The 25,603-nt window shown below is 54.9% G+C and carries 30 protein-coding genes and 1 tRNA gene; all 31 read right to left on the minus strand.

From position 1 onward, the window contains the following. Window position 1 precedes the first annotated feature (1 nt). On the minus strand, window positions 2-535 hold the full coding sequence (gene rplF / locus CKW26_RS12795) for a 50S ribosomal protein L6 (RefSeq protein ID WP_003176412.1): 534 nt from the start codon (window positions 533-535) through the stop codon (window positions 2-4). Window positions 536-547: 12 nt separating this feature from the next. Continuing rightward, on the minus strand, window positions 548-940 hold the full coding sequence (rpsH, locus tag CKW26_RS12800) for a 30S ribosomal protein S8 (protein WP_007918458.1): 393 nt from the start codon (window positions 938-940) through the stop codon (window positions 548-550). Between the two features lie 209 nt (window positions 941-1,149). Then, the gene (gene rpsN / locus CKW26_RS12805) at window positions 1,150-1,455 is read right to left on the minus strand and encodes a 30S ribosomal protein S14 (protein ID WP_003228726.1); all 306 of its coding nucleotides are present in this window, start codon (window positions 1,453-1,455) and stop codon (window positions 1,150-1,152) included. A gap of 13 nt (window positions 1,456-1,468) precedes the next feature. Next, on the minus strand, window positions 1,469-2,008 hold the full coding sequence (gene rplE, locus CKW26_RS12810; RefSeq protein ID WP_003176415.1) for a 50S ribosomal protein L5: 540 nt from the start codon (window positions 2,006-2,008) through the stop codon (window positions 1,469-1,471). Between the two features lie 20 nt (window positions 2,009-2,028). After that, a complete protein-coding gene (rplX, locus tag CKW26_RS12815; RefSeq protein ID WP_008081905.1) occupies window positions 2,029-2,343 on the minus strand; it encodes a 50S ribosomal protein L24 in 315 nt (104 codons plus the stop codon). An 11-nt stretch (window positions 2,344-2,354) separates the two neighbouring features. Beyond that, complete coding sequence (rplN, locus tag CKW26_RS12820; RefSeq protein ID WP_002555479.1) at window positions 2,355-2,723, minus strand: 50S ribosomal protein L14; 369 nt, start codon at window positions 2,721-2,723, stop codon at window positions 2,355-2,357. A 23-nt stretch (window positions 2,724-2,746) separates the two neighbouring features. After that, window positions 2,747-3,013: a 30S ribosomal protein S17 gene (gene rpsQ / locus CKW26_RS12825; protein WP_003194644.1), complete on the minus strand. Its 267-nt coding sequence runs from the start codon at window positions 3,011-3,013 to the stop codon at window positions 2,747-2,749. A gap of 2 nt (window positions 3,014-3,015) precedes the next feature. After that, window positions 3,016-3,207 carry a 50S ribosomal protein L29 gene (gene rpmC / locus CKW26_RS12830; protein ID WP_002555481.1) on the minus strand — a complete coding sequence of 64 codons (192 nt, stop codon included), beginning with the start codon at window positions 3,205-3,207 and terminating at the stop codon, window positions 3,016-3,018. Then, window positions 3,207-3,620 (minus strand): 50S ribosomal protein L16, encoded by a 414-nt coding sequence (gene rplP, locus CKW26_RS12835; protein WP_007896757.1) that lies wholly within the window; start codon window positions 3,618-3,620, stop codon window positions 3,207-3,209. Before rplP ends, rpmC begins: the two co-directional genes overlap by 1 nt. A 12-nt stretch (window positions 3,621-3,632) precedes the next feature. Next, window positions 3,633-4,319, minus strand: coding sequence for a 30S ribosomal protein S3 (gene rpsC, locus CKW26_RS12840; protein WP_003176422.1), 687 nt, complete (start codon window positions 4,317-4,319; stop codon window positions 3,633-3,635). Window positions 4,320-4,332: 13 nt separating this feature from the next. Next, the gene (gene rplV, locus CKW26_RS12845) at window positions 4,333-4,665 is read right to left on the minus strand and encodes a 50S ribosomal protein L22 (RefSeq protein ID WP_003103908.1); all 333 of its coding nucleotides are present in this window, start codon (window positions 4,663-4,665) and stop codon (window positions 4,333-4,335) included. Window positions 4,666-4,676: 11 nt separating this feature from the next. After that, a complete protein-coding gene (gene rpsS, locus CKW26_RS12850) occupies window positions 4,677-4,952 on the minus strand; it encodes a 30S ribosomal protein S19 (protein ID WP_011336172.1) in 276 nt (91 codons plus the stop codon). A gap of 16 nt (window positions 4,953-4,968) precedes the next feature. Beyond that, the gene (gene rplB / locus CKW26_RS12855) at window positions 4,969-5,793 is read right to left on the minus strand and encodes a 50S ribosomal protein L2 (protein ID WP_003228734.1); all 825 of its coding nucleotides are present in this window, start codon (window positions 5,791-5,793) and stop codon (window positions 4,969-4,971) included. 14 nt (window positions 5,794-5,807) lie between these two features. Beyond that, complete coding sequence (rplW, locus tag CKW26_RS12860; protein ID WP_002555488.1) at window positions 5,808-6,107, minus strand: 50S ribosomal protein L23; 300 nt, start codon at window positions 6,105-6,107, stop codon at window positions 5,808-5,810. Continuing rightward, a complete protein-coding gene (gene rplD / locus CKW26_RS12865) occupies window positions 6,104-6,706 on the minus strand; it encodes a 50S ribosomal protein L4 (RefSeq protein ID WP_007918468.1) in 603 nt (200 codons plus the stop codon). The genes rplW and rplD overlap by 4 nt, the downstream gene beginning before the upstream one ends. Window positions 6,707-6,718: 12 nt before the next feature. Beyond that, window positions 6,719-7,354 carry a 50S ribosomal protein L3 gene (gene rplC, locus CKW26_RS12870; protein ID WP_003228738.1) on the minus strand — a complete coding sequence of 212 codons (636 nt, stop codon included), beginning with the start codon at window positions 7,352-7,354 and terminating at the stop codon, window positions 6,719-6,721. Window positions 7,355-7,434: 80 nt separating this feature from the next. Then, on the minus strand, window positions 7,435-7,746 hold the full coding sequence (gene rpsJ / locus CKW26_RS12875; RefSeq protein ID WP_003186070.1) for a 30S ribosomal protein S10: 312 nt from the start codon (window positions 7,744-7,746) through the stop codon (window positions 7,435-7,437). Window positions 7,747-7,903: 157 nt separating this feature from the next. Next, on the minus strand, window positions 7,904-9,097 hold the full coding sequence (tuf, locus tag CKW26_RS12880) for an elongation factor Tu (RefSeq protein ID WP_064361246.1): 1,194 nt from the start codon (window positions 9,095-9,097) through the stop codon (window positions 7,904-7,906). A 31-nt stretch (window positions 9,098-9,128) separates the two neighbouring features. Continuing rightward, window positions 9,129-11,234, minus strand: a complete 2,106-nt coding sequence (fusA, locus tag CKW26_RS12885; protein WP_016984188.1) for an elongation factor G — start codon at window positions 11,232-11,234, stop codon at window positions 9,129-9,131. A gap of 30 nt (window positions 11,235-11,264) precedes the next feature. Next, a complete protein-coding gene (gene rpsG, locus CKW26_RS12890; protein WP_007916467.1) occupies window positions 11,265-11,738 on the minus strand; it encodes a 30S ribosomal protein S7 in 474 nt (157 codons plus the stop codon). Between the two features lie 107 nt (window positions 11,739-11,845). Further along, on the minus strand, window positions 11,846-12,217 hold the full coding sequence (gene rpsL, locus CKW26_RS12895; protein WP_003186084.1) for a 30S ribosomal protein S12: 372 nt from the start codon (window positions 12,215-12,217) through the stop codon (window positions 11,846-11,848). Window positions 12,218-12,433: 216 nt separating this feature from the next. Further along, window positions 12,434-16,633: a DNA-directed RNA polymerase subunit beta' gene (gene rpoC, locus CKW26_RS12900; protein ID WP_034156498.1), complete on the minus strand. Its 4,200-nt coding sequence runs from the start codon at window positions 16,631-16,633 to the stop codon at window positions 12,434-12,436. Window positions 16,634-16,697: 64 nt separating this feature from the next. Further along, window positions 16,698-20,771, minus strand: coding sequence for a DNA-directed RNA polymerase subunit beta (gene rpoB / locus CKW26_RS12905; RefSeq protein WP_064121019.1), 4,074 nt, complete (start codon window positions 20,769-20,771; stop codon window positions 16,698-16,700). Between the two features lie 221 nt (window positions 20,772-20,992). Further along, entirely contained in the window at window positions 20,993-21,358 is a 366-nt protein-coding gene (rplL, locus tag CKW26_RS12910; protein WP_003228750.1) for a 50S ribosomal protein L7/L12, read from the minus strand. A gap of 74 nt (window positions 21,359-21,432) precedes the next feature. Beyond that, window positions 21,433-21,933, minus strand: a complete 501-nt coding sequence (gene rplJ / locus CKW26_RS12915; protein ID WP_008081912.1) for a 50S ribosomal protein L10 — start codon at window positions 21,931-21,933, stop codon at window positions 21,433-21,435. Between the two features lie 198 nt (window positions 21,934-22,131). Further along, a complete protein-coding gene (rplA, locus tag CKW26_RS12920) occupies window positions 22,132-22,827 on the minus strand; it encodes a 50S ribosomal protein L1 (RefSeq protein WP_007916481.1) in 696 nt (231 codons plus the stop codon). Then, the gene (gene rplK / locus CKW26_RS12925) at window positions 22,827-23,258 is read right to left on the minus strand and encodes a 50S ribosomal protein L11 (RefSeq protein WP_003228756.1); all 432 of its coding nucleotides are present in this window, start codon (window positions 23,256-23,258) and stop codon (window positions 22,827-22,829) included. Before rplK ends, rplA begins: the two co-directional genes overlap by 1 nt. A 117-nt stretch (window positions 23,259-23,375) precedes the next feature. After that, window positions 23,376-23,909 carry a transcription termination/antitermination protein NusG gene (nusG, locus tag CKW26_RS12930; protein ID WP_007957598.1) on the minus strand — a complete coding sequence of 178 codons (534 nt, stop codon included), beginning with the start codon at window positions 23,907-23,909 and terminating at the stop codon, window positions 23,376-23,378. Between the two features lie 9 nt (window positions 23,910-23,918). Then, the gene (gene secE, locus CKW26_RS12935; protein ID WP_095048838.1) at window positions 23,919-24,287 is read right to left on the minus strand and encodes a preprotein translocase subunit SecE; all 369 of its coding nucleotides are present in this window, start codon (window positions 24,285-24,287) and stop codon (window positions 23,919-23,921) included. 45 nt (window positions 24,288-24,332) lie between these two features. Then, window positions 24,333-24,408, minus strand: a tRNA-Trp gene (locus CKW26_RS12940). Window positions 24,409-24,461: 53 nt separating this feature from the next. After that, window positions 24,462-25,603, minus strand: a 1,142-nt coding sequence (tuf, locus tag CKW26_RS12945; RefSeq protein WP_095048839.1) for an elongation factor Tu, incomplete at its 5' end; no start/stop codon positions are given.

Consider the following 25,603-nt stretch of genomic DNA (forward strand, 5'->3'; position numbering starts at 1 on the left):
CCTACTTCTTCTTGGCTTCTTTACGACGGACGACTTCGTCCGCGTAGCGCACACCTTTGCCTTTGTACGGCTCTGGTGGACGGAAGTCGCGGATCTCAGCGGCCACTTGACCTACCAGCTGCTTGTCGATGCCCTTGATCAGGATATCGGTCTGGCTAGGAGTCTCAGCGGTGATGCCTTCCGGCAGTTCGTAATCCACTGGGTGCGAGAAGCCAAGGGCCAGGTTCAAAACCGTGCCTTTTGCTTGCGCCTTGTAACCAACACCGACCAGCTGGAGCTTGCGCTCGAAGCCTTGGCTTACGCCTTGGACCATGTTGTTTACCAACGCACGCGTGGTACCGGCCATTGCGCGAGTTTGTTGATCGCCATTGCGAGCAGCGAAACGCAGCTCACCAGCTTCTTCAACGATCTCAACGGACGAATGGATGTTCAGTTCAAGAGTACCCTTGGCACCCTTCACCGAAAGCTGTTGGCCTGCGAATTTTACTTCGACACCGGCTGGCAGCTTAACGGGGTTCTTAGCGACGCGAGACATGCTTATCCCCCCTTAGAACACAGTGCAAAGAACTTCGCCGCCGACACCGGCAGCGCGCGCAGCACGATCCGTCATCACACCTTTGTTGGTGGAGACGATAGACACGCCAAGACCGCCACGAACTTTCGGCAGATCTTCAACGGACTTGTACTGACGCAGGCCTGGACGACTAACGCGCTTCACTTCTTCGATAACCGGACGGCCTTCGAAGTACTTCAGCTCGATGGACAACGACGGCTTAGCGTCGGTGGTGATCTGAAAATCCGCGATGTAACCTTCGTCCTTCAGGACTTTTGCTACAGCCACCTTCAGCGTGGAAGACGGCATGCTTACGACAGACTTTTCAGCCATCTGGGCATTACGGATTCGAGTTAGCATGTCCGCTAACGGGTCCTGCATACTCATGGGCTAGACGCTCCTAATACAGAAAAATTAGCCTTACGGCTACTACTTGTCGCCGAGAACTTCCGGGCATGAAAAACACGGGCTCAGGCGAGCCGGTCATTCTAGACACACCCCAGAAATGAATCAAGCCCCAAAAGGGGCTTGATTCAGATTCAAGGCCACCGATGGTCAGGTTCTTGGGAACCCGAACATCGAGACTTTGACAACAATTACCAGCTGGCTTTAACCAGACCTGGTACGTCACCACGCATTGCAGCTTCACGCAGCTTGTTACGGCCAAGGCCGAACTTGCGGTAAACGCCGTGCGGACGACCAGTCAGGCGGCAACGGTTACGCATGCGCGAAGCGCTTGCGTCACGTGGTTGCTTCTGCAGAGCTACGGTAGCTTCCCAACGCGCTTCTGGACTTGCGTTCAGATCAACGATGATAGCTTTCAGCGCTGCACGCTTGGTGGCGTACTTGGCAACGGTGAGCTGACGCTTCAGCTCACGGTTTTTCATGCTCTTCTTGGCCATTTTCCTACTCCAATCAGTTGCGGAACGGGAATTTGAAAGCACGCAGCAGAGCGCGGCCTTCATCATCGTTCTTGGCAGTGGTGGTCAGGGTAATGTCCAGACCGCGGAGAGCATCGATCTTGTCGTAGTCGATTTCCGGGAAAATGATCTGCTCTTTCACGCCCATGCTGTAGTTGCCACGACCATCGAAGGACTTGGCATTCAGGCCGCGGAAGTCGCGAACCCGAGGCAGGGAGATCGACAGCAGACGATCCAGGAACTCGTACATACGCTCACGGCGCAGAGTCACCTTGACGCCGATCGGCCATCCTTCACGGACTTTAAAGCCAGCGATGGATTTACGAGCGTAGGTCACAACGACTTTTTGGCCGGTGATCTTTTCCAGGTCAGCAACAGCATGCTCGATGACTTTTTTGTCACCAACAGCTTCGCCCAAACCCATGTTCAGGGTGATTTTTGTAACGCGTGGAACTTCCATCACGTTCGAAAGCTTAAGTTCTTCCTTAAGCTTCGGTGCGATTTCCTTCCAGTAAATCTCTTTTAGTCGTGCCATGGTCTTCTACCTAGCAGTGTTCAAGCATCAACCGCTTTTTGGGTCGACTTGAAGACACGAATTTTCTTGCCGTCTTCTACTTTGAAACCAACGCGGTCAGCCTTGTTGGTTTCGCCGTTGAAAATGGCGACGTTAGAAGCGTCCAGTGGAGCTTCTTTTTCGACGATACCGCCTTGCACGCCCGACATCGGGTTAGGCTTGGTATGACGCTTTACCAGGTTCAGACCGCTGATAACCAGACGGTTATTAGCAAGAACCTTGAGCACCTTACCGCGCTTACCTTTGTCTTTGCCGGCGATCACGATGATCTCGTCGTCACGACGAATCTTTTGCATGTCGGATCTCCTTACAGCACTTCTGGGGCGAGCGAGACGATCTTCATGAACTTCTCAGTACGAAGTTCACGGGTCACTGGCCCAAAGATACGGGTGCCGATCGGCTCTTGCTTGTTGTTCAGAAGAACAGCAGCGTTGCCATCAAAGCGGATAATGGAGCCATCAGCACGACGTACGCCGTGACGAGTGCGGACTACAACAGCAGTCATCACTTGGCCTTTTTTCACTTTACCGCGAGGAATTGCTTCCTTCACGGTAACTTTGATGATGTCACCGATACCAGCGTAACGACGATGGGAGCCACCCAGCACCTTGATGCACATAACACGGCGAGCGCCGCTGTTATCGGCCACATCGAGCATGGATTGAGTCTGAATCATATAATTTCTCCGACCCCTAGTCCTTAGACTTCCACAGCGCGTTCGAGAACATCAACCAGCGCCCAAGACTTGGTCTTGGCCATAGGACGAGTTTCACGAATAGTGACTTTGTCGCCGATGTGGCACTGGTTGGTTTCGTCGTGCGCGTGCAGCTTAGTCGAACGCTTAACGTATTTACCGTAGATCGGGTGCTTTACGCGACGCTCGATCAGTACGGTGATGGTTTTGTCCATCTTGTCGCTGACAACACGGCCAGTCAGCGTACGGACAGTTTTTTCGGCTTCAGCCATGATCACTTACCTGCCTGCTGGTTGAGCACAGTCTTCACGCGAGCGATGTCACGTTTAACTTGCGAGAGCAGATGAGACTGCCCCAACTGGCCAGTTGCTTTCTGCATACGCAGATTGAACTGGTCGCGCAGCAAGCCGAGCAGTTGCTCGTTCAGCTGCTGTGCGGATTTTTCACGAAGTTCATTCGCTTTCATCACATCACCGTCCGTTTAACAAAGGCGGTGGCGAGCGGCAGCTTTGCAGCAGCCAGGGCAAAAGCCTCACGCGCCAGCTCTTCAGAAACACCCTCGATTTCATACAGGACTTTGCCTGGCTGAATCTGGGCAACCCAGTACTCCACACTACCCTTACCTTTACCCATACGAACTTCGAGGGGCTTTTTGGAAATAGGCTTGTCCGGGAATACACGGATCCAGATCTTGCCGCCACGTTTAACGTGACGGGTCAGAGCACGACGCGCTGACTCGATCTGACGAGCGGTGAGACGACCACGAGCTACAGACTTCAGCGCGAACTCGCCGAAGCTGACTTTGCTACCGCGCTGAGCCAGACCACGGTTGTGGCCTGTCATCTGCTTGCGGAACTTCGTACGCTTAGGTTGCAACATTTGGCGTACCCCTTACTTAGCAGCTTTTTTACGAGGCGCTGGTGCTTGTGGTTTCAGCTCTTCTTGGCGACCACCAATAACTTCGCCTTTGAAGATCCAAACCTTTACACCGATCACACCGTAAGTGGTGTGAGCTTCGTAGTTGGCATAGTCGATGTCGGCACGCAGGGTGTGCAATGGCACACGACCTTCGCGATACCATTCAGTACGTGCGATTTCAGCACCGCCGAGACGACCGCTCACTTGGATTTTGATGCCCTTGGCACCAATGCGCATGGCGTTCTGTACTGCGCGCTTCATAGCGCGACGGAACATTACACGACGCTCCAGCTGCTGAGCTACGCTCTGCGCAACCAGCATACCGTCGAGCTCCGGCTTGCGGATCTCTTCGATATTGATGTGCACAGGCACACCCATTTGCTTGGTCAGGTCCTGACGCAGTTTCTCAACATCTTCACCTTTCTTCCCGATAACGATACCTGGACGAGCGGTGTGGATGGTGATACGTGCAGTTTGGGCCGGACGATGGATATCGATACGGCTTACGGACGCGCTTTTTAGTTTGTCTTGGAGATACTCACGCACTTTCAGATCTGCGAACAAGTAGTCCGCATAAGTCCGACCGTCTGCGTACCAGACGGAGGTGTGCTCCTTGACGATTCCCAGGCGAATGCCAATGGGATGTACTTTCTGACCCATCTCTTCGACTCCGTTACTTGTCAGCAACCTTGACAGTGATATGGCAAGACCGCTTGACGATGCGATCAGCACGGCCTTTGGCACGTGGCATGATGCGCTTCAGCGAACGCCCTTCGTTGACGAAAACGGTGCTGACCTTCAGGTCATCAACGTCTGCGCCTTCGTTATGCTCGGCGTTGGCTACGGCCGACTCCAGCACTTTCTTCATGATCTCGGCGGCTTTCTTACTGCTGAAAGCCAACAAGTTGAGCGCTTCGCCCACCTTCTTCCCGCGGATCTGGTCGGCGACCAAGCGGGCTTTCTGGGCGGAGATTCGAGCGCCCGACAACTTAGCGGCTACTTCCATTTCCTAACCCCTTAACGCTTGGCTTTCTTGTCAGCCACGTGCCCGCGATAGTTGCGGGTACCGGCGAACTCGCCCAGTTTGTGGCCGACCATGTCTTCGTTAACGAGAACTGGGACGTGCTGACGACCGTTGTGTACTGCGATGGTCAGACCGACCATTTGTGGCAGGATCATCGAACGACGCGACCAAGTCTTAATTGGTTTGCGATCGTTCTTTTCCGCCGCCACTTCGATCTTCTTCAGTAGGTGAAGATCAATAAAAGGACCTTTTTTCAGAGAACGTGGCACTGTCGTATCCCTCTATTTACTTGCGACGACGGACGATCATTTTGTCGGTACGCTTATTACCACGAGTCTTCGCGCCCTTAGTCGGGAAGCCCCATGGCGATACCGGATGACGACCACCAGAGGTACGACCTTCACCACCACCATGTGGGTGGTCAACCGGGTTCATGGCAACACCACGAACGGTTGGGCGAACGCCACGCCAGCGCTTGGCACCAGCTTTACCCAGCGAACGCAGGCTGTGCTCGGAGTTCGAGACTTCGCCCAGGGTCGCACGGCATTCAGCCAGTACTTTACGCATTTCACCGGAACGCAGACGCAGGGTAACGTAAACGCCTTCACGAGCGATCAGCTGAGCCGAAGCACCAGCGGAACGAGCGATCTGTGCGCCTTTACCTGGCTTCAGTTCGATGCCGTGTACGGTAGAACCCACTGGAATGTTGCGCAGTTGCAGAGCGTTGCCTGGCTTGATTGGAGCCAGAGCGCCTGCTATCAGCTGGTCGCCAGCACTCACGCCTTTAGGGGCGATGATGTAGCGGCGCTCGCCGTCTGCGTAGCAGAGCAGTGCGATGTGAGCAGTACGGTTTGGATCGTATTCGATACGCTCGACAGTGGCGACGATGCCATCTTTGTCGTTGCGACGGAAATCGACCATACGATAATGCTGCTTATGACCACCACCGATGTGACGCGTGGTAATACGGCCATTGTTGTTACGACCACCAGTCTTCGATTTTTTCTCGAGCAGCGGTGCGTGAGGAGCGCCTTTATGCAGCTCCTGGTTGACCACCTTGACCACAAAACGGCGGCCAGGGGAAGTCGGTTTGCATTTAACGATTGCCATGATGCACCCCTTCCTTACTCAGCACTGCTGCTGAAATCGAGATCTTGGCCTGGCTGAAGGGAGATAACTGCCTTCTTCCAGTCATTACGCTTGCCCAGACCGCGAGCAGTGCGCTTGCTCTTACCCAGAACATTCAGGGTAGTGACGCGCTCTACTTTCACGCTGAACAGGCTTTCGACGGCCTTCTTGATTTCCAGCTTGGTTGCGTCAGTAGCAACCTTGAAAACGAACTGGCCTTTCTTGTCTGCCAGAACCGTAGCCTTCTCGGAAACGTGCGGGCCAAGCAGAACTTTAAATACGCGTTCCTGGTTCATCCCAGCAGCTCCTCGAATTTCTTCACGGCCGACACGGTGATCAACACCTTGTCGTATGCGATCAGACTAACTGGATCGGAACCTTGAACATCACGTACATCTACGTGCGGCAGGTTGCGAGCAGCCAGGTACAGGTTCTGATCAACAGCGTCCGACACGATCAAAACGTCGGTCAGGCTCATGTTGTTCAGCTTGCCCAGCAGATCTTTGGTTTTCGGAGTTTCAACAGCGAAATCCTGAACCACGACCAGGCGATCAGTACGCACCAGCTCAGCAAGGATGGAACGCATTGCTGCGCGGTACATCTTCTTGTTCAGCTTCTGGGAGTGATCCTGTGGACGTGCTGCAAAAGTGGTACCGCCGCCACGCCAGATTGGGCTACGGATAGTACCGGCACGAGCACGGCCAGTACCTTTCTGACGCCATGGGCGCTTACCGCCACCACGAACGTCGGAACGGGTCTTTTGCTGCTTGGTACCTTGACGGCCGCCGGCCATGTAGGCCACGACTGCTTGGTGAACCAGCGTCTCGTTGAATTCGCCGCCAAATGTCAGTTCGGAAACTTCGATCGCTTGAGCGTCATTTACATTTAATTGCATGTCAGCTTCCCCTTAACCGCGAGCCTTGGCTGCTGGACGTACAACCAGGTTGCCGCCAGTAGCGCCAGGAACAGCACCCTTGACCAACAACAGATTGCGTTCAGCGTCCACGCGCACTACTTCCAGGGACTGCACGGTCACGCGCTCAGCGCCCATATGACCGGACATTTTTTTGCCCTTGAATACACGACCAGGAGTCTGGCACTGGCCGATAGAGCCTGGGACGCGGTGGGATACGGAGTTACCGTGGGTGTTATCTTGCCCGCGGAAATTCCAACGCTTGATCGTACCCTGGAAGCCTTTACCCTTGGACTGACCGGTTACATCAACCAGTTGACCAGCGGCGAAGATTTCAGCGTTGATCAGATCGCCAGCCTGGTACTCGCCTTCTTCAAGACGGAATTCCATGGTAGTGCGACCAGCGGCAACGTTCGCTTTAGCGAAGTGGCCAGCCTGAGCTGCTGTTACACGCGAAGCACGACGCTCGCCGACAGTGACTTGCACTGCACGATAGCCATCGGTCTCTTCAGTTTTGAACTGGGTGACGCGATTCGGCTCGATCTCAATGACCGTGACCGGAATGGAGACACCTTCTTCGGTGAAAATACGGGTCATACCGCATTTACGACCGACTACACCAATAGTCATGTTGTAAACCTCATGAGTGTACGGGGCTTTCACCCGCTATGGCCGCCCATTTCAGAGCGTTACACGACTAAGACCGAGTCTTAGCCGAGGCTGATCTGCACTTCCACACCGGCCGCAAGATCAAGCTTCATAAGAGCATCAACGGTTTTATCCGTTGGCTGGACGATGTCCAGAACGCGCTTATGAGTGCGGATTTCGTACTGGTCGCGCGCGTCTTTGTTGACGTGCGGAGAAACCAGAACGGTGAACCGCTCTTTACGGGTAGGCAGTGGAATTGGACCACGCACTTGAGCACCAGTACGTTTCGCGGTTTCCACGATTTCCTGGGTTGATTGGTCGATCAGGCGATGGTCGAAAGCCTTCAACCTGATACGGATTTGCTGATTTTGCATTGGATTTCAGACTCCGGCTGCTATTCCCACCGAGCGCAATACGCCCGTTAAAAGGAGGCGCAATTCTATAGACGCCCCAGATAGGTGTCAACCCAATAAAAAAGCCCCCGCTGAGCGGGGGCTTTTTCAAAGCATCAAGCAAACTCTAAAAAGAGAATTACTCGATGATTTTAGCTACGACGCCAGCGCCGACGGTACGACCGCCTTCACGGATAGCGAAACGCAGACCATCTTCCATCGCGATGGTTTTGATCAGGGTAACAGTCATCTGAATGTTGTCACCTGGCATTACCATTTCAACGCCTTCTGGCAGCTCGCAGTTACCAGTCACGTCAGTAGTACGGAAGTAGAACTGTGGACGGTAGCCTTTGAAGAACGGAGTGTGACGACCGCCTTCTTCCTTGCTCAGAACGTAAACTTCTGCAGTGAACTTGGTGTGCGGCTTAACCGAACCCGGCTTAACCAGAACCTGACCACGCTCAACGTCGTCACGCTTGGTACCACGCAGCAGAACGCCGCAGTTCTCGCCAGCACGACCTTCGTCGAGCAGCTTGCGGAACATTTCAACACCGGTGCAAGTAGTAACGGTGGTGTCACGCAGACCAACGATTTCCAGCGGATCCTGAACGCGAACGATACCGCGCTCGATACGACCAGTCACAACAGTACCGCGACCCGAGATCGAGAATACGTCTTCGATTGGCATCAGGAATGGCTTGTCGATCATACGAACTGGTTCTGGGATGTAAGCATCCAGAGTCTCAACCAGTTTCTTGACGGCAGTGGTGCCCATCTCGTTGTCGTCTTTGCCTTCCAGAGCCATACGAGCCGAACCGATGATGATTGGAGTGTCATCGCCCGGGAAGTCGTAGGTGGACAGCAGGTCGCGAACTTCCATCTCAACCAGTTCCAGCAGCTCAGCGTCGTCTACCAGGTCAGCCTTGTTCAGGAAAACCACGATGTACGGAACGCCTACCTGACGGGACAGCAGGATGTGCTCACGGGTTTGTGGCATCGGACCATCAGCGGCCGAGCAAACCAGAATAGCGCCGTCCATTTGAGCAGCACCGGTGATCATGTTCTTCACATAGTCAGCGTGACCCGGGCAGTCGACGTGAGCGTAGTGACGGATCTTCGAGTTGTACTCAACGTGTGCGGTGTTGATGGTGATACCGCGAGCTTTTTCTTCTGGTGCGCTGTCGATCTTGTCGAAGTCAACGATTGCGGAACCGAAAACTTCGGAGCAAACGCGAGTCAGAGCAGCAGTCAGAGTGGTTTTACCGTGGTCAACGTGACCGATGGTGCCAACGTTGACGTGCGGTAGGGAACGATCAAATTTTTCTTTAGCCACGACAATTAACTCCTAGCCTAAAGGGGCTGAATCAGCCTTGTTTTTTGGTTACGGATTCGACGATGTGCGACGGAGCCGTATCGTATTTTTTGAATTCCATAGAGTAGCTTGCGCGACCCTGGGACATGGAACGAACGTCGGTCGCATAACCGAACATCTCACCCAGTGGAACCTCGGCACGGATAACCTTGCCGGACACTGTGTCTTCCATACCCTGGATCATGCCACGACGACGGTTAAGGTCGCCCATCACATCACCCATATAGTCTTCAGGCGTAACAACCTCTACAGCCATGATCGGCTCAAGCAACTCACCACCGCCCTTCTGGGCCAGCTGCTTGGTCGCCATGGAGGCAGCCACTTTAAACGCCATCTCGTTGGAGTCGACGTCGTGGTAAGAACCATCGAACACGGTAGCCTTCAGGCCGATCAGCGGATAGCCGGCAACAACGCCGTTCTTCATCTGCTCTTCGATACCCTTCTGGATAGCCGGGATGTATTCCTTAGGAACCACACCACCTACAACTTCGTTCACGAACTGCAGACCTTCCTGACCTTCGTCAGCAGGAGCAAAACGGATCCAGCAATGGCCGAACTGACCACGACCGCCGGACTGACGAACGAACTTGCCTTCGATTTCACAGTTCTTCGTGATGCGCTCACGATACGAAACCTGAGGCTTGCCGATGTTGGCTTCGACGTTGAACTCACGGCGCATCCGGTCAACCAGGATGTCCAGGTGCAGCTCGCCCATGCCGGAGATGATCGTCTGACCAGTCTCTTCATCAGTTTTAACGCGGAAAGACGGGTCTTCCTGAGCAAGCTTGCCCAGAGCGATACCCATTTTTTCCTGGTCATCCTTGGTCTTAGGCTCTACGGCAACCGAAATAACCGGCTCCGGGAAGTCCATGCGAACCAGGATGATTGGCTTGTCAGCGTTGCAGAGGGTTTCACCAGTGGTGACGTCCTTCATGCCGATCAGGGCCGCGATGTCACCAGCGCGTACTTCCTTGATCTCTTCACGGGCGTTTGCGTGCATTTGCACCATACGACCCACGCGCTCTTTTTTACCTTTAACCGAGTTGATCACGCCGTCACCGGAGTTCAACACGCCCGAGTAAACACGGACGAAGGTCAAGGTACCCACGAATGGGTCGGTAGCGATCTTGAACGCCAGAGCCGAGAACGGCTCCGCATCGTCTGCATGACGCTCCAGCTCGATTTCCTCGTTATCAGGGTCAGTACCCTTGATCGCAGGAATGTCGGTCGGTGCAGGCAGGAAGTCGATAACGGCGTCGAGAACCAGGGGAACCCCCTTGTTCTTGAACGAAGAACCGCAAACAGCCAGAACGATTTCGCCGGCGATAGTACGCTGACGCAAAGCAGCTTTGATCTCTTCGATCGACAGCTCTTCGCCTTCCAGGTACTTGTTCATCAGCTCTTCGTTGGCTTCAGCAGCAGCTTCAACCATGTTGTTGCGCCACTCTTCAGCCAGCTCTTGGAGCTCAGCAGGAATGTCCTTGCGAACAGGGACCATACCTTTGTCAGAGTCATTCCAGTAGACAGCTTGCATGTTGATCAGATCGATCTGACCCTGGAAGTTGTCTTCGGAACCGATGGCCAACTGGATCGGCACCGGAGTGTGACCCAGACGCTGCTTGATCTGACCGATCACGCGCAGGAAGTTGGCACCAGCACGGTCCATCTTGTTTACGTAAACAAGACGTGGAACACCGTATTTGTTGGCTTGACGCCATACGGTTTCCGACTGAGGCTCAACACCCGAAGTACCGCAGAACACAACGACAGCGCCGTCGAGTACGCGCAGGGAACGCTCAACTTCAATAGTGAAGTCAACGTGGCCCGGGGTATCGATCACGTTGAAGCGGTGCTCGTCCTTGTACTGCTTCTCGGAACCTTTCCAGAAAGCGGTGATGGCAGCAGAAGTAATGGTAATACCACGCTCCTGCTCCTGCACCATCCAGTCTGTGGTCGCGGCGCCATCATGCACCTCGCCCATTTTGTGACTTTTGCCGGTGTAAAAAAGGACGCGCTCGGTGGTGGTGGTTTTACCAGCATCCACGTGAGCGACGATACCGATGTTACGGTAGCGGCTAATCGGAGTAGTACGAGCCATAAAGCCCTCGCAAAATTAGTGAAGCTAAAATTAGAAGCGGTAGTGCGAGAAAGCTTTGTTGGCTTCAGCCATACGGTGCACGTCTTCACGCTTCTTAACAGCAGCACCTTTACCTTCAGCAGCATCCAGCAGTTCGCCAGCCAAACGCAGAGCCATAGACTTCTCGCCACGCTTACGGGCGAAGTCTACCAACCAGCGCATTGCCAGAGCGTTACGACGGGAAGGACGAACCTCGACCGGAACCTGGTAAGTAGCACCACCAACGCGGCGCGACTTCACTTCGACCAGCGGAGCGATGGCGTCGAGTGCTTTTTCGAAGAGTTCCAGGGGATCGGTGCCAGCCTTACGGGTCGCAACGGTTTCCAGGGCACCATAAACGATACGCTCGGCAACGGCTTTCTTGCCGCTTTCCATAACGTGGTTCATGAATTTGGCGAGGATCTGGCTTCCGTATTTCGGATCGTCCAGAATCTCACGCTTTGCTGCTACGCGACGTCTTGGCATGATAAGCCCTCAAGCGGTCTTCAGGTTAGCTCGGGACAGATCCAATGGATGCGTGCCCGACCTTACTCTTATCGACTCAATAAAATGAAAATCTGCAAAACGGCCGATTACTTCGGACGCTTGGTACCGTACTTCGAACGACCCTGGTTACGGCCTTTAACGCCGGAAGTATCCAAGGAACCGCGAACGGTGTGGTAACGAACACCTGGCAAGTCTTTTACACGACCGCCGCGGATCAGTACCACGCTGTGCTCTTGCAGGTTGTGACCTTCACCACCGATGTACGAGGAAACCTCGAAACCGTTGGTCAGGCGCACACGGCATACTTTACGGAGTGCCGAGTTAGGTTTTTTCGGCGTGGTGGTGTACACACGGGTGCACACGCCACGACGTTGCGGGCAGTTCTGCAGCGCAGGTACGTCGGATTTCTCGACGATACGCTTACGCGGCTGACGTACCAGCTGGTTGATAGTTGCCATCTACTAGCTCCACTGTTGTCTTGCGACGCTATTGTCTTGCAAGAAAAGCAAAATGGCAGGAACGAATTCCCGCCAAATTTAGGGGATCAAGAGTCTAAAGAGGATCTTGTCCCCAGTCAAGGCAAGGCCCCGACCTCCCCGCCCTTCGAACCTCGACAAAATGTCTCGATTCGATGAACGGAGCGATCAGGGCCTTACGCTCATTTACCGCAGAACTCAGTTACCGCTCGAGTTCAGCGCTTCAGTCAGTGCAGCTTCCACTTCACTGGCGCTTACGCGCAACGGCTTGTCAGCATCACGGCGACGCTTGCGCTCGCTGTGATATGCCAGACCGGTACCGGCCGGGATCAGACGACCCACGACTACGTTTTCTTTCAGGCCGCGCAGGTAATCGCGCTTGCCGGTGACTGCCGCTTCGGTCAGTACGCGGGTAGTTTCCTGGAAGGAAGCTGCCGAGATGAACGATTCGGTGGACAACGACGCCTTGGTGATACCCAACAGAACGCGAGTGTACTTGGAGACGAACTTGTCTTCGCCGCCCAAACGCTCGTTTTCTACCAGTACGTGAGTCAGTTCCATCTGGTCGCCCTTGATGAAACTCGAATCGCCGGATTCAGCGATTTCAACTTTACGCAGCATCTGACGCAGGATGGTCTCGATGTGCTTATCGTTGATCTTCACGCCTTGCAGACGGTAAACGTCCTGGATCTCGTTAACGATGTACTTGGCCAGCGCACTCACACCCAGCAGACGCAGGATGTCGTGCGGATCGCTTGGACCGTCGGAGATAACTTCGCCGCGGTTTACCTGTTCGCCTTCGAACACGTTCAGGTGACGCCACTTCGGAATCAGCTCCTCGTACGGATCGCTACCGTCGTTCGGGGTAATAACCAGACGGCGCTTGCCTTTGGTTTCTTTACCGAACGCGATGGTGCCGCTGACCTCAGCCAGAATCGACGCTTCTTTCGGACGACGAGCTTCGAACAAGTCGGCAACACGCGGCAGACCACCGGTGATGTCACGGGTCTTCGAAGTTTCTTGCGGGATACGAGCGATAACATCACCGATCGCAATCTTCGCACCGTCAGCCACACCGACCAGGGCGTTGGCTGGCAGGAAGTACTGAGCGATAACGTCAGTGCCTGGCAGCAACAGATCCTTGCCGTTGTCGTCGACCATCTTCACTGCTGGACGGATTTCTTTGCCCGCAGCTGGACGATCTTTCGCGTCGAGTACTTCAATGTTGGTCATACCGGTCAATTCGTCAGTCTGACGCTTGATCGTGATGCCTTCTTCCATGCCCACGTACGTCACGGTACCTTTCATTTCGGTAACGATCGGGTGAGTGTGCGGATCCCACTTGGCCACGATTGCGCCAGCGTCGACCTTGTCACCTTCTTTAACCGAAATCACAGCACCGTACGGCAGCTTGTAACGCTCACGCTCACGACCGAAGTCATCAGCGATCGCCAGCTCACCGGAACGGGACACAGCAACCAGGTGACCATCCACTCGCTCAACATGCTTCAGGTTGTGCAGACGGACGGTACCGCCATTCTTCACCTGAACGCTGTCAGCTGCGGAAGTACGGCTAGCCGCACCACCGATGTGGAACGTACGCATCGTCAGCTGGGTACCCGGCTCACCGATGGACTGGGCAGCGATAACGCCGACCGCTTCACCGATGTTTACCTGGTGACCACGAGCCAGATCACGGCCGTAGCACTTGGCGCAAATGCCATAGCGGGTTTCGCAGCTGATCGGCGAACGCACGATCACTTCGTCGATGCTGTTCAGCTCGATGAACTCAACCCACTTCTCGTCTACCAGAGTGCCGGCAGGAACGATAACGTCCTCGGTACCTGGCTTGAATACGTCACGGGCAATAACACGACCCAATACGCGCTCACCCAACGGCTCTACAACGTCACCGCCTTCAATGTGCGGAGTCATCAGCAGACCGTGTTCGGTGCCGCAATCGATCTCGGTTACAACCAGATCCTGCGCCACGTCTACCAGACGACGAGTCAGGTAACCGGAGTTCGCAGTTTTCAACGCGGTATCCGCCAGACCCTTACGAGCACCGTGAGTAGAGATGAAGTACTGAAGTACGCTCAAACCTTCACGGAAGTTCGCAGTAATCGGCGTTTCGATGATGGAACCGTCCGGCTTGGCCATCAGACCACGCATACCGGCCAGCTGACGAATCTGTGCTGCGGAACCCCGCGCACCCGAGTCGGCCATCATGTACATCGAGTTGAAAGACTCTTGATCGACTTCAACGCCGTGACGGTCGATAACCTTCTCTTTCGAGAGGTTGGCCATCATTGCCTTGGAAACTTCGTCGTTCGCTTTCGACCAAAGGTCGATCACTTTGTTGTACTTCTCGCCCTGGGTTACCAGGCCGGAGGCGTACTGGCTCTCGATCTCTTTCACTTCGTCGGTGGCAGCACCGATGATGCGGGCTTTCTCGTCAGGGATAACGAAGTCGTTAACACCGATGGAAACGCCGGAGATGGTCGAGTAAGCGAAACCGGTGTACATCAACTGGTCAGCGAAGATCACGGTCTCTTTCAGACCAACCACGCGGTAGCACTGGTTGATCAGCTTGGAGATCGCCTTTTTCTTCATCGGCAGGTTGACGACGTCGTACGACAGACCTTTTGGCACAACCTGGAACAGCAGCGCACGGCCGACAGTGGTGTCGACGATACGGGTGCCGCTTACGCTGTTGCCGTCACGGTCGTTGACGGTTTCGTTGATACGAACCTTAACCTTGGCGTGCAGTGCGGCTTCGCCGGCACGGAACACACGGTCAACTTCCTGCAGATCCGCAAATACACGACCTTCACCTTTGGCGTTGATCGCTTCACGAGTCATGTAGTACAGACCCAATACAACGTCCTGCGACGGAACGATGATTGGCTCACCGTTGGCTGGCGACAGAATGTTGTTGGTCGACATCATCAACGCACGCGCTTCGAGCTGGGCTTCCAGCGTCAGCGGTACGTGCACGGCCATTTGGTCGCCGTCGAAGTCGGCGTTGTACGCGGCGCAGACCAGAGGGTGCAGCTGGATAGCCTTACCTTCGATCAGTACCGGTTCAAACGCCTGGATACCCAGACGGTGAAGGGTCGGTGCACGGTTGAGAAGAACCGGGTGTTCGCGAATCACTTCAGCGAGAACGTCCCAAACCTCTGGCAGCTCGCGCTCGACCATTTTCTTGGCTGCTTTGATGGTGGTCGCGAGACCACGCATTTCCAGCTTGCCGAAAATGAACGGCTTGAACAGCTCGAGAGCCATCTTCTTCGGCAGACCGCACTGGTGCAGACGCAGGGTCGGGCCTACGGTAATTACCGAACGACCGGAGTAGTCAACACGCTTACCGAGCAAGTTCTGACGGAAACGACCCTGCTTACCCTTGATCATGTCAGCCAGGGATTTCAGAGGACGCTTGTTCGAACCGGTGATAGCACGGCCACGACGACCGTTGTCGAGCAGAGCATCGACAGCTTCCTGCAACATACGCTTTTCGTTGCGCACGATGATGTCCGGAGCGGACAGATCCAGCAGGCGCTTCAAACGGTTGTTACGGTTGATCACTCGACGATACAGATCGTTGAGGTCGGAAGTCGCGAAGCGACCGCCATCCAGCGGGACCAGTGGACGCAGATCTGGCGGCAGAACCGGCAGAACGGTCAGCACCATCCACTCTGGCAGGTTGCCGGAACCCTGGAAGGCTTCCATCAACTTCAGACGCTTGGACAGCTTCTTGATCTTGGTTTCGGAGTTGGTTTGCGGAATTTCTTCACGCAGACGGCCAATCTCGTGTTCCAGGTCGATAGCGTGCAACAGTTCACGGACAGCTTCAGCACCCATGCGGGCGTCGAAGTCATCACCGAACTCTTCCAGCGCTTCGAAGTACTGCTCGTCGTTCAGCAGCTGACCTTTTTCAAGAGTGGTCATGCCTGGATCGATAACGACATAGCTCTCGAAGTAGAGAACGCGTTCGATATCACGCAGGGTCATGTCCATCAGCAGGCCGATACGGGACGGCAGCGATTTCAGGAACCAGATGTGGGCAACCGGCGAAGCCAGTTCGATGTGCGCCATGCGCTCACGACGAACCTTGGCCAGTGCAACTTCAACGCCGCACTTCTCGCAGATCACACCACGGTGCTTCAAGCGCTTGTACTTACCGCACAGGCACTCGTAATCCTTTACCGGGCCAAAGATCTTGGCGCAGAACAGGCCGTCACGCTCAGGTTTGAACGTACGGTAGTTGATGGTTTCCGGCTTTTTAACTTCACCGAACGACCATGAGCGGATCATCTCAGGCGAGGCCAATCCGATACGGATGGCGTCGAACTCTTCGACTTGACCCTGGTTTTTCAGCAAATTCAGTAGGTCTTTCAAGGCCTTTCCTCCTGGCGGAGCAGAGAGCGGGCAATCCTGCCCCGCTCTCGATTCGCGTCACGTGTTATTCGGTTTCCAGATCGATATCGATGCCGAGGGAACGAATTTCCTTGATCAACACGTTGAAGGACTCGGGCATGCCCGGCTCCATACGGTGATCGCCATCCACGATGTTTTTGTACATCTTGGTACGGCCGTTCACATCGTCCGACTTCACTGTGAGCATTTCTTGCAGAGTGTAAGCAGCACCGTATGCTTCCAGTGCCCAGACCTCCATCTCCCCGAAACGCTGACCACCGAACTGCGCCTTACCACCCAGCGGCTGCTGGGTAACCAGGCTGTACGAACCGGTAGAACGCGCGTGCATCTTGTCGTCTACCAAGTGGTTCAGCTTCAGCATGTACATGTAGCCAACGGTAACTGGACGCTCGAACTTGTTGCCGGTACGGCCGTCAGTCAGCTGCATCTGGCCGCTTTCCGGCAGGTCTGCCAGTTTCAGCATGGCCTTGATTTCGCTTTCCTTGGCGCCGTCGAACACTGGAGTGGCCATTGGAACACCGCCACGCAGGTTCTTCGCCAGATCTAGGATTTCCTGATCAGAGAAGCTGTCCAGATCCTCGTTACGACCGCCGATCTGGTTGTAGATCTCGTCCAGGAAGGTGCGCAGTTCAGCGACTTTACGCTGCTCTTCGACCATCCGGTTGATCTTCTCACCCAGACCTTTGGCCGCGAGGCCCAAGTGGGTTTCAAGGATCTGACCAACGTTCATACGCGAAGGTACGCCCAGTGGGTTGAGGACCACGTCGACCGGGGTGCCATTGGCATCGTGCGGCATGTCTTCAACCGGCATGATCACGGAGACCACACCTTTGTTACCGTGACGACCGGCCATCTTGTCGCCCGGCTGGATGCGACGACGGATTGCCAGGTAAACCTTGACGATTTTCAACACGCCTGGAGCCAGGTCATCGCCCTGCTGCAGTTTGCGCTTCTTGTCTTCGAACTTGTCGTCCAGCAGACGGCGGCGATCAACGATGTAGGCCTGAGCCTTCTCGAGCTGCTCGTTCAGAGCATCTTCAGCCATGCGCAGTTTGAACCACTGACCATGCTCAAGACCGTCGAGAACTTCGTCGGTGATGTCCTGACCTTTCTTCAGACCTGCGCCGCCTTCAGCCTTGTGGCCTACCAGAGCGGAACGCAGACGTTCGAACGTCGCGCCTTCAACGATACGGAATTCTTCGTTCAGATCCTTGCGGATCTCGTCCAGCTGGGACTTCTCGATCGACAGTGCACGAGCATCACGCTCAACGCCGTCGCGGGTGAAGACCTGTACGTCGATGACAGTACCTTTGGTACCGGTAGGTACACGCAGGGAGGTGTCTTTAACGTCGCTGGCTTTTTCACCGAAGATTGCACGCAGCAGTTTTTCTTCCGGAGTCAGTTGGGTCTCGCCTTTCGGAGTGACCTTACCTACCAGAATGTCGCCTGCGCCAACTTCAGCACCTACGTAAACGATACCGGCTTCGTCCAGCTTGTTCAGCGCAGCTTCACCCACGTTAGGGATGTCCGCAGTGATTTCCTCTGGGCCAAGCTTGGTGTCACGGGCCACACAGGTGAGTTCCTGAATGTGGATCGTGGTGAAACGGTCTTCCTGAACCACACGCTCGGACAGGCAGATGGAGTCTTCGAAGTTGAAGCCGTTCCATGCCATGAACGCGATGCGCATGTTCTGACCCAGCGCCAGTTCACCCATGTCGGTGGACGGGCCGTCGGCCATGATGTCGCTACGCTGAACGCGATCACCCTTGCTCACCAGCGGACGCTGGTTGATGCAGGTGTTCTGGTTCGAGCGGGTGTATTTGGTCAGGTTGTAGATGTCGACACCAGCTTCGCCGGTTTCAACTTCGTCATCAGCAACACGAACCACGATACGGCTGGCGTCGACGGAATCGATCACGCCGCCACGACGAGCCACGACGCAAACGCCGGAGTCACGGGCTACGTTACGCTCCATGCCGGTACCTACCAGCGGCTTGTCAGCGCGCAGGGTTGGTACAGCTTGACGCTGCATGTTCGAACCCATCAACGCACGGTTGGCGTCGTCGTGCTCGAGGAACGGGATCAGCGACGCTGCAACCGAAACTACCTGCTTCGGCGAAACGTCCATCAAGGTGACTTCTTCAGGCGCCTTGACGGTGAATTCGTTCAGGTGACGTACGGCTACCAGCTCGTCGATCAGGACTTTCTGGTCGTTCATGGTCGCCGAAGCCTGCGCGATCACGTGATCGGCTTCTTCAATAGCGGACAGGAACACGATCTCGTCGGTGACCACACCCTCTTTCACCACGCGGTACGGGCTTTCGAGGAAGCCGTACTGGTTGGTGCGAGCGTAAGCAGCCAAGGAGTTGATCAGACCGATGTTCGGACCTTCCGGCGTTTCGATCGGGCATACACGACCGTAGTGAGTCGGGTGCACGTCACGGACTTCAAAGCCTGCGCGCTCACGAGTCAGACCGCCAGGGCCGAGTGCGGAGACACGACGCTTGTGGGTGATCTCGGACAGCGGGTTGTTCTGGTCCATGAACTGCGAGAGCTGGCTGGAACCGAAGAACTCTTTCACCGCCGCAGCCACTGGCTTGGCGTTGATCAGGTCTTGCGGCATCAGGCCTTCGCTTTCAGCCATCGACAGACGCTCTTTGACCGCACGCTCAACACGTACCAGGCCAACGCGGAACTGGTTCTCGGCCATTTCGCCTACGCAGCGAACACGACGGTTACCCAGGTGGTCGATGTCATCGACGATGCCTTTACCGTTACGGATGTCGACCAGAGTCTTCAGTACCGCGACGATGTCTTCCTTGCACAGCACGCCCGAACCTTCGATCTCGGTACGACCGATACGACGGTTGAACTTCATCCGGCCGACCGCAGACAGGTCATAGCGCTCAGGGCTGAAGAACAGGTTGTTGAACAGGGTTTCGGCAGCGTCTTTGGTTGGCGGCTCGCCTGGACGCATCATGCGATAGATCTCGACCAGCGCTTCCAATTGGTTGCTGGTGGAGTCGATCTTCAGCGTGTCGGAGACGAACGGACCGCAGTCGATATCGTTGGTGTACAGCGTTTCGATGCGAACAACACCAGCCTTGGCAATTTTTGCCAGGACTTCAGTGTTCAGCTCGGTGTTGCACTCTGCCAGGATTTCGCCGGTAGCCGGGTGCACGATGACCTTGGCGGTAGTACGGCCCAGGACGTAGTCCAGAGGTACTTCCAGAGTCTTGATGCCGGCTTTTTCGATCTGGTTGATGTGGCGCGCGGTAATACGGCGGCCCGCTTCAACAATGACCTTGCCCTTCTCGTCCTGAATGTCCAGAACCGCAATTTCACCACGCAGACGCGAAGCAATCAGTTCCAGGCTGAGGGTTTCGCCGCTCAGCTTGAAGACGTTGGTGGTGTAGAACGCGTCCAGCACTTCTTCAGTGGTGTAACCGAGCGCGCGCAGCAGTACCGATGCCGGCAGCTTGCGACGACGGTCGATACGCACGAACACGCAGTCTTTCGGGTCGAACTCGAAGTCCAGCCACGAACCGCGGTAAGGAATGATGCGCGCGGAGTACAGCAGTTTGCCGGAGCTATGCGTCTTGCCGCGGTCGTGGTCGAAGAACACGCCCGGGGAACGGTGCAGCTGGGAAACGATTACACGCTCGGTACCGTTGATTACGAAGGTACCGTTCTCAGTCATCAGGGGGATTTCACCCATGTAGACTTCTTGCTCTTTGATGTCCTTGATCGCTTTGTTCGACGATTCTTTGTCGAAAATGATCAGGCGCACTTTTACCCGCAAAGGTACGGCGAAAGTTACACCGCGCAATACGCATTCTTTGACATCAAATGCCGGTTCGCCCAGGCGATAACCGACGTACTCCAGCGCAGCATTGCCGGAGTAGCTGATGATCGGGAAAACGGATTTGAAGGCCGCATGCAGGCCCACGTCGCGGAACTGATCTTTAGTCGCTCCCGCTTGCAAGAATTCACGATACGAATCCAGCTGGATGGCCAGGAGGTAAGGCACATCCATGACGTCCGGCAACTTGCTAAAGTCCTTGCGGATACGTTTTTTCTCAGTATATGAGTAAGCCATCAGCGTTCCCCAGCTTGGTCACCTGCTTGTTTGGCCCCTCCCGACGGGAGCAGCCAGAAAATCGTGCAAACCCCATGGTTTGCTCCACCGCATCGGGTGGTTACAGCGCCCTTATCAGCACCGACCCAGTCGGCTGCCAATAACGGAAAAAGGCCGGTGGCAAGAGCCACCAGCCATCAGCCTGTCGCTTGACGCTCGGGCTGGAGGAGCAAAGTCGATACTTATTTCAGTTCGACTTTAGCGCCTGCTTCTTCCAGCTTCTTCTTGGCGTCTTCAGCAGCTTCTTTCGAAACGCCTTCAGCTACAACCTGAGGAGCGCCGTCTACTTTCTCTTTGGCTTCTTTCAGGCCCAGACCGGTCAGTTCACGAACTGCCTTGATCACGTTAACCTTCTTCTCGCCAGCTTCCAGCAGAACAACGTTGAACTCGGTTTGCTCTTCAACAACAGCGGCAGCAGCAGCTGGACCAGCCGAAGCAGCAGCAGCGGTAACACCGAAGGTTTCTTCCATCGCTTTGATCAGCTCAACGATTTCCACTACGGATTTCTGGCCGATTGCTTCGATGATTTGTTCGTTAGTCAGAGACATGACTCAATTCCTGAATTGGGGGACGGCCTACGCGACCATCGAAATAAACAAAAAACGCGAGAAGTTGACGAGCCTTAGGCTGCGGCAGCTTCTTTCTGGTCGCGAATTGCCGCCAGAGTACGAGCCAATTTGCTGGTAGCGCCTTGAATCACGCTCATCAGCTGAGAAATTGCTTCGTCACGGGTCGGCAGAGTTGCCAGTACGTCGATCTGATTAGCTGCGAGGAACTTGCCCTCGAACGCAGCTGCCTTGATCTCGAACTTGTCCTGACCCTTGGCAAACTCTTTGAAGATACGGGCAGCAGCACCCGGATGTTCGTTCGAGAATGCAATCAGGGTCGGGCCGGTGAACACGTCGTTGAGGACACTGTATTGAGTGTCAGCAACAGCGCGCTTGAGCAGGGTGTTACGTACAACACGTACGTAAACGCCAGCTTCACGAGCCTCTTTACGGAGTCCGGTCATTGCGCCTACTGTTACGCCACGTGCATCAACCACGACAGCGGACAGAGCGACTTTGGCAGCCTCGTTGACTTCAGCGACGATGGCCTTCTTGTCTTCGAGATTAATTGCCACGGGTTTAACTCCTGCTTGTTACCGTTTCATTCGATCGGAACCGAATGTCGTTTTGGTGTCTGATTCGGTAAGGAACCGGGAGCACCATCTGCGTAGGCTTATGGTTTAAGACTTGCGTCGCCTACGGTCTTGGATAGCCCCCGCCAGGCAGGGACCCCAATCTTTCAATTGGCACGAACCATCGCGCCAACCTTTGTCTTACGCGTCGAGCGAGCTCTGGTCGATGACCAGACCTGGGCCCATAGTGGTGCTCAGGGTAACGCGCTTGACGTAGATACCTTTCGAAGAAGCTGGCTTGATACGCTTCAGATCAGCGATCAGGGCTTCAACGTTTTCCTTCAGCTTGACGGCGTCGAAGCCCATCTTGCCAACGGAAGTGTGAATGATGCCGTTTTTGTCGGTGCGATAACGAACCTGACCAGCTTTAGCGTTTTTAACCGCAGTAGCTACGTCTGGAGTTACAGTACCAACCTTAGGGTTAGGCATCAGACCACGTGGACCGAGGATCTGACCCAGTTGACCTACAACGCGCATGGCATCCGGGGATGCAATCACTACGTCATAGTTCAGGTCGCCGCCTTTCATTTCGGCAGCCAGGTCGTCCATACCTACACGGTCAGCGCCGGCAGCCAGAGCGGCTTCAGCAGCTGGACCTTGGGTGAACACAGCAACGCGAACGGTCTTGCCAGTGCCGTGTGGCAGCACAGTAGCGCTACGGACAACCTGGTCGGATTTACGCGGGTCAACACCCAGGTTTACAGCAACGTCGAACGACTCGCTGAACTTGACAGTCGACAGCTCAGCCAGCAGAGCAGCAGCGTCTACAATGTTGTAGGCCTTGCCTGCTTCGATTTTGCCGGCGATAGCCTTTTGACGCTTGGTCAGCTTAGCCATTACACACCCTCCACGTTAAGGCCCATGCTACGAGCAGAACCGGCGATAGTACGCACGGCTGCATCCATATCAGCTGCAGTCAGATCCGCGTTTTTGGTTTTCGCGATTTCTTCCAGCTGAGCACGGGTAACAGTGCCAACCTTAACGGTGTTCGGACGAGCGGAACCGCTGGTCAGACCGGCCGCCTTCTTCAGCAGAACCGAAGCAGGGGTGGATTTGGTTTCGAAAGTGAAACTACGGTCGCTGTAGACAGTGATGATCACTGGAGTCGGCAGACCTGCTTCAAGACCCTGAGTACGGGCGTTGAAAGCCTTGCAGAATTCCATGATGTTCACGCCGTGCTGACCCAGAGCAGGACCAACAGGTGGGCTTGGGTTAGCCTGAGCGGCCTTCACTTGCAGCTTGATGTAAGCGGTAATTTTCTTGGCCATGAGGCACTCCAATTACGGGTTCGAACGCCTCGGAAGGCTCCCCGGTTACTTGCGCGTTTATCCCAGTGACGACAAAACCCCACAGCCTAGGGCTGCGGGGTTGGGATGCTTGTCCAGTTAGACCTTTTCGACCTGACTGAACTCCAACTCTACCGGAGTAGAGCGACCGAAAATGAGCACTGCCACTTGGATCCGGCTCTTTTCGTAGTTAACTTCTTCAACAACGCCATTGAAATCAGCGAATGGACCGTCGTTGACTCGCACCGTCTCACCTGGCTCGAAGAGAGTCTTCGGCTTAGGCTTGTCACTACCATCAGCAACGCGACGCAGAATTGCTTCCGCCTCTTTATCGGTGATCGGCGCAGGCTTATCAGCGGTACCGCCAATGAAACCCATCACCCGAGGAGTATCCTTGACCAAGTGCCAAGTACCCTCGTTCATATCCATCTGAACCAGCACATAGCCTGGAAAGAATTTGCGCTCGCTTTTGCGCTTCTGGCCATTACGCATTTCAACCACTTCTTCAGTGGGAACCAGAATCTCGCCGAAGCCATCTTCCATGCCAGCCAGCTTTACGCGCTCGATCAGCGAGCGCATCACATGCTTCTCGTAACCCGAGTAAGCATGCACAACATACCAACGCTTAGCCACGGGACACCCTTAGCCGACAATCAAGGAAACAAGCCAGCCGAGCAGGGAATCAAGCCCCCACAACAGCAACGCCATAACCAGAACAACAGCCACCACAATAAGGGTGGTCTGCGTGGTTTCTTGGCGAGTTGGCCACACGACTTTACGAATCTCGGCGCGAGCTTCCTTAACCAGTACAAAGAAAGACTTGCCCTTAGCAGTCTGCAGGCCTACAAAGGCAGCTACAGCAGCAATTGCAAGTAAAGCGAGCACACGGTACAGGATCGGCGAAGCAGAGTAATACTGATTGCCAACAACGCCAACAACCACCAAAGCGACAACTACAAGCCACTTGAGCAGATCGAAGCGAGAGCCTTGAGCTTCAGCTTTAGGAGTCATCTATGAAGATCCTGTGAAAAGAAAGCCAGACACACCGAGTGAATCTGGCAGGTCAGGAGGGAATCGAACCCCCAACCTACGGTTTTGGAGACCGTCGCTCTGCCAATTGAGCTACTGACCTAAAACAAAATCAGGCCGACCATTATGCCGGCCCGAAAAATACATTACAACCACTTACTCGATGATTTTAGCTACGACGCCAGCGCCGACGGTACGACCGCCTTCACGGATAGCGAAACGCAGACCATCTTCCATCGCGATGGTTTTGATCAGGGTAACAGTCATCTGAATGTTGTCACCTGGCATTACCATTTCAACGCCTTCTGGCAGCTCGCAGTTACCAGTCACGTCAGTAGTACGGAAGTAGAACTGTGGACGGTAGCCTTTGAAGAACGGAGTGTGACGACCGCCTTCTTCCTTGCTCAGAACGTAAACTTCTGCAGTGAACTTGGTGTGCGGCTTAACCGAACCCGGCTTAACCAGAACCTGACCACGCTCAACGTCGTCACGCTTGGTACCACGCAGCAGAACGCCGCAGTTCTCGCCAGCACGACCTTCGTCGAGCAGCTTGCGGAACATTTCAACACCGGTGCAAGTAGTAACGGTGGTGTCACGCAGACCAACGATTTCCAGCGGATCCTGAACGCGAACGATACCGCGCTCGATACGACCAGTCACAACAGTACCGCGACCCGAGATCGAGAATACGTCTTCGATTGGCATCAGGAATGGCTTGTCGATCATACGAACTGGTTCTGGAATGTAAGCATCCAGAGTCTCAACCAGCTTCTTGACGGCAGTGGTGCCCATCTCGTTGTCGTCTTTGCCTTCCAGAGCCATACGAGCCGAACCGATGATGATTGGAGTGTCATCGCCCGGGAAGTCGTAGGTGGACAGCAGGTCGCGAACTTCCATCTCAACCAGTTCCAGCAGCTCAGCGTCATCTACCAGGTCAGCCTTGTTCAGGAAAACCACGATGTACGGAACGCCTACCTGACGGGACAGCAGGATGTGCTCACGAGTTTGTGGCATCGGACCATCAGCGGCCGAGCAAACCAGAATAGCGCCGTCCATTTGAGCAGCACCGGTGATCATGTTCTTCACATAGTCAGCGTGACCTGGGCAGTCGACGTGAGCGTAGTGACGGATCTTCGAGTTGTACTCAACGTGTGCGGTGTTGATGGTGATACCGCGAGCTTTTTCTTCTGGTGCGCTGTCGATCTTGTCGAAGTCAACGATTGCGGAACCGAAAACTTCGGAGCAAACGCGAGTCAGAGCAGCAGTCAGAGTGGTTTTACCGTGGTCAACGTGACCAA

It is taken from the genome of Pseudomonas sp. Irchel s3h9, from assembly GCF_900187475.1.
In the GTDB taxonomy this organism is placed as follows: domain Bacteria; phylum Pseudomonadota; class Gammaproteobacteria; order Pseudomonadales; family Pseudomonadaceae; genus Aquipseudomonas; species Aquipseudomonas neuropathica.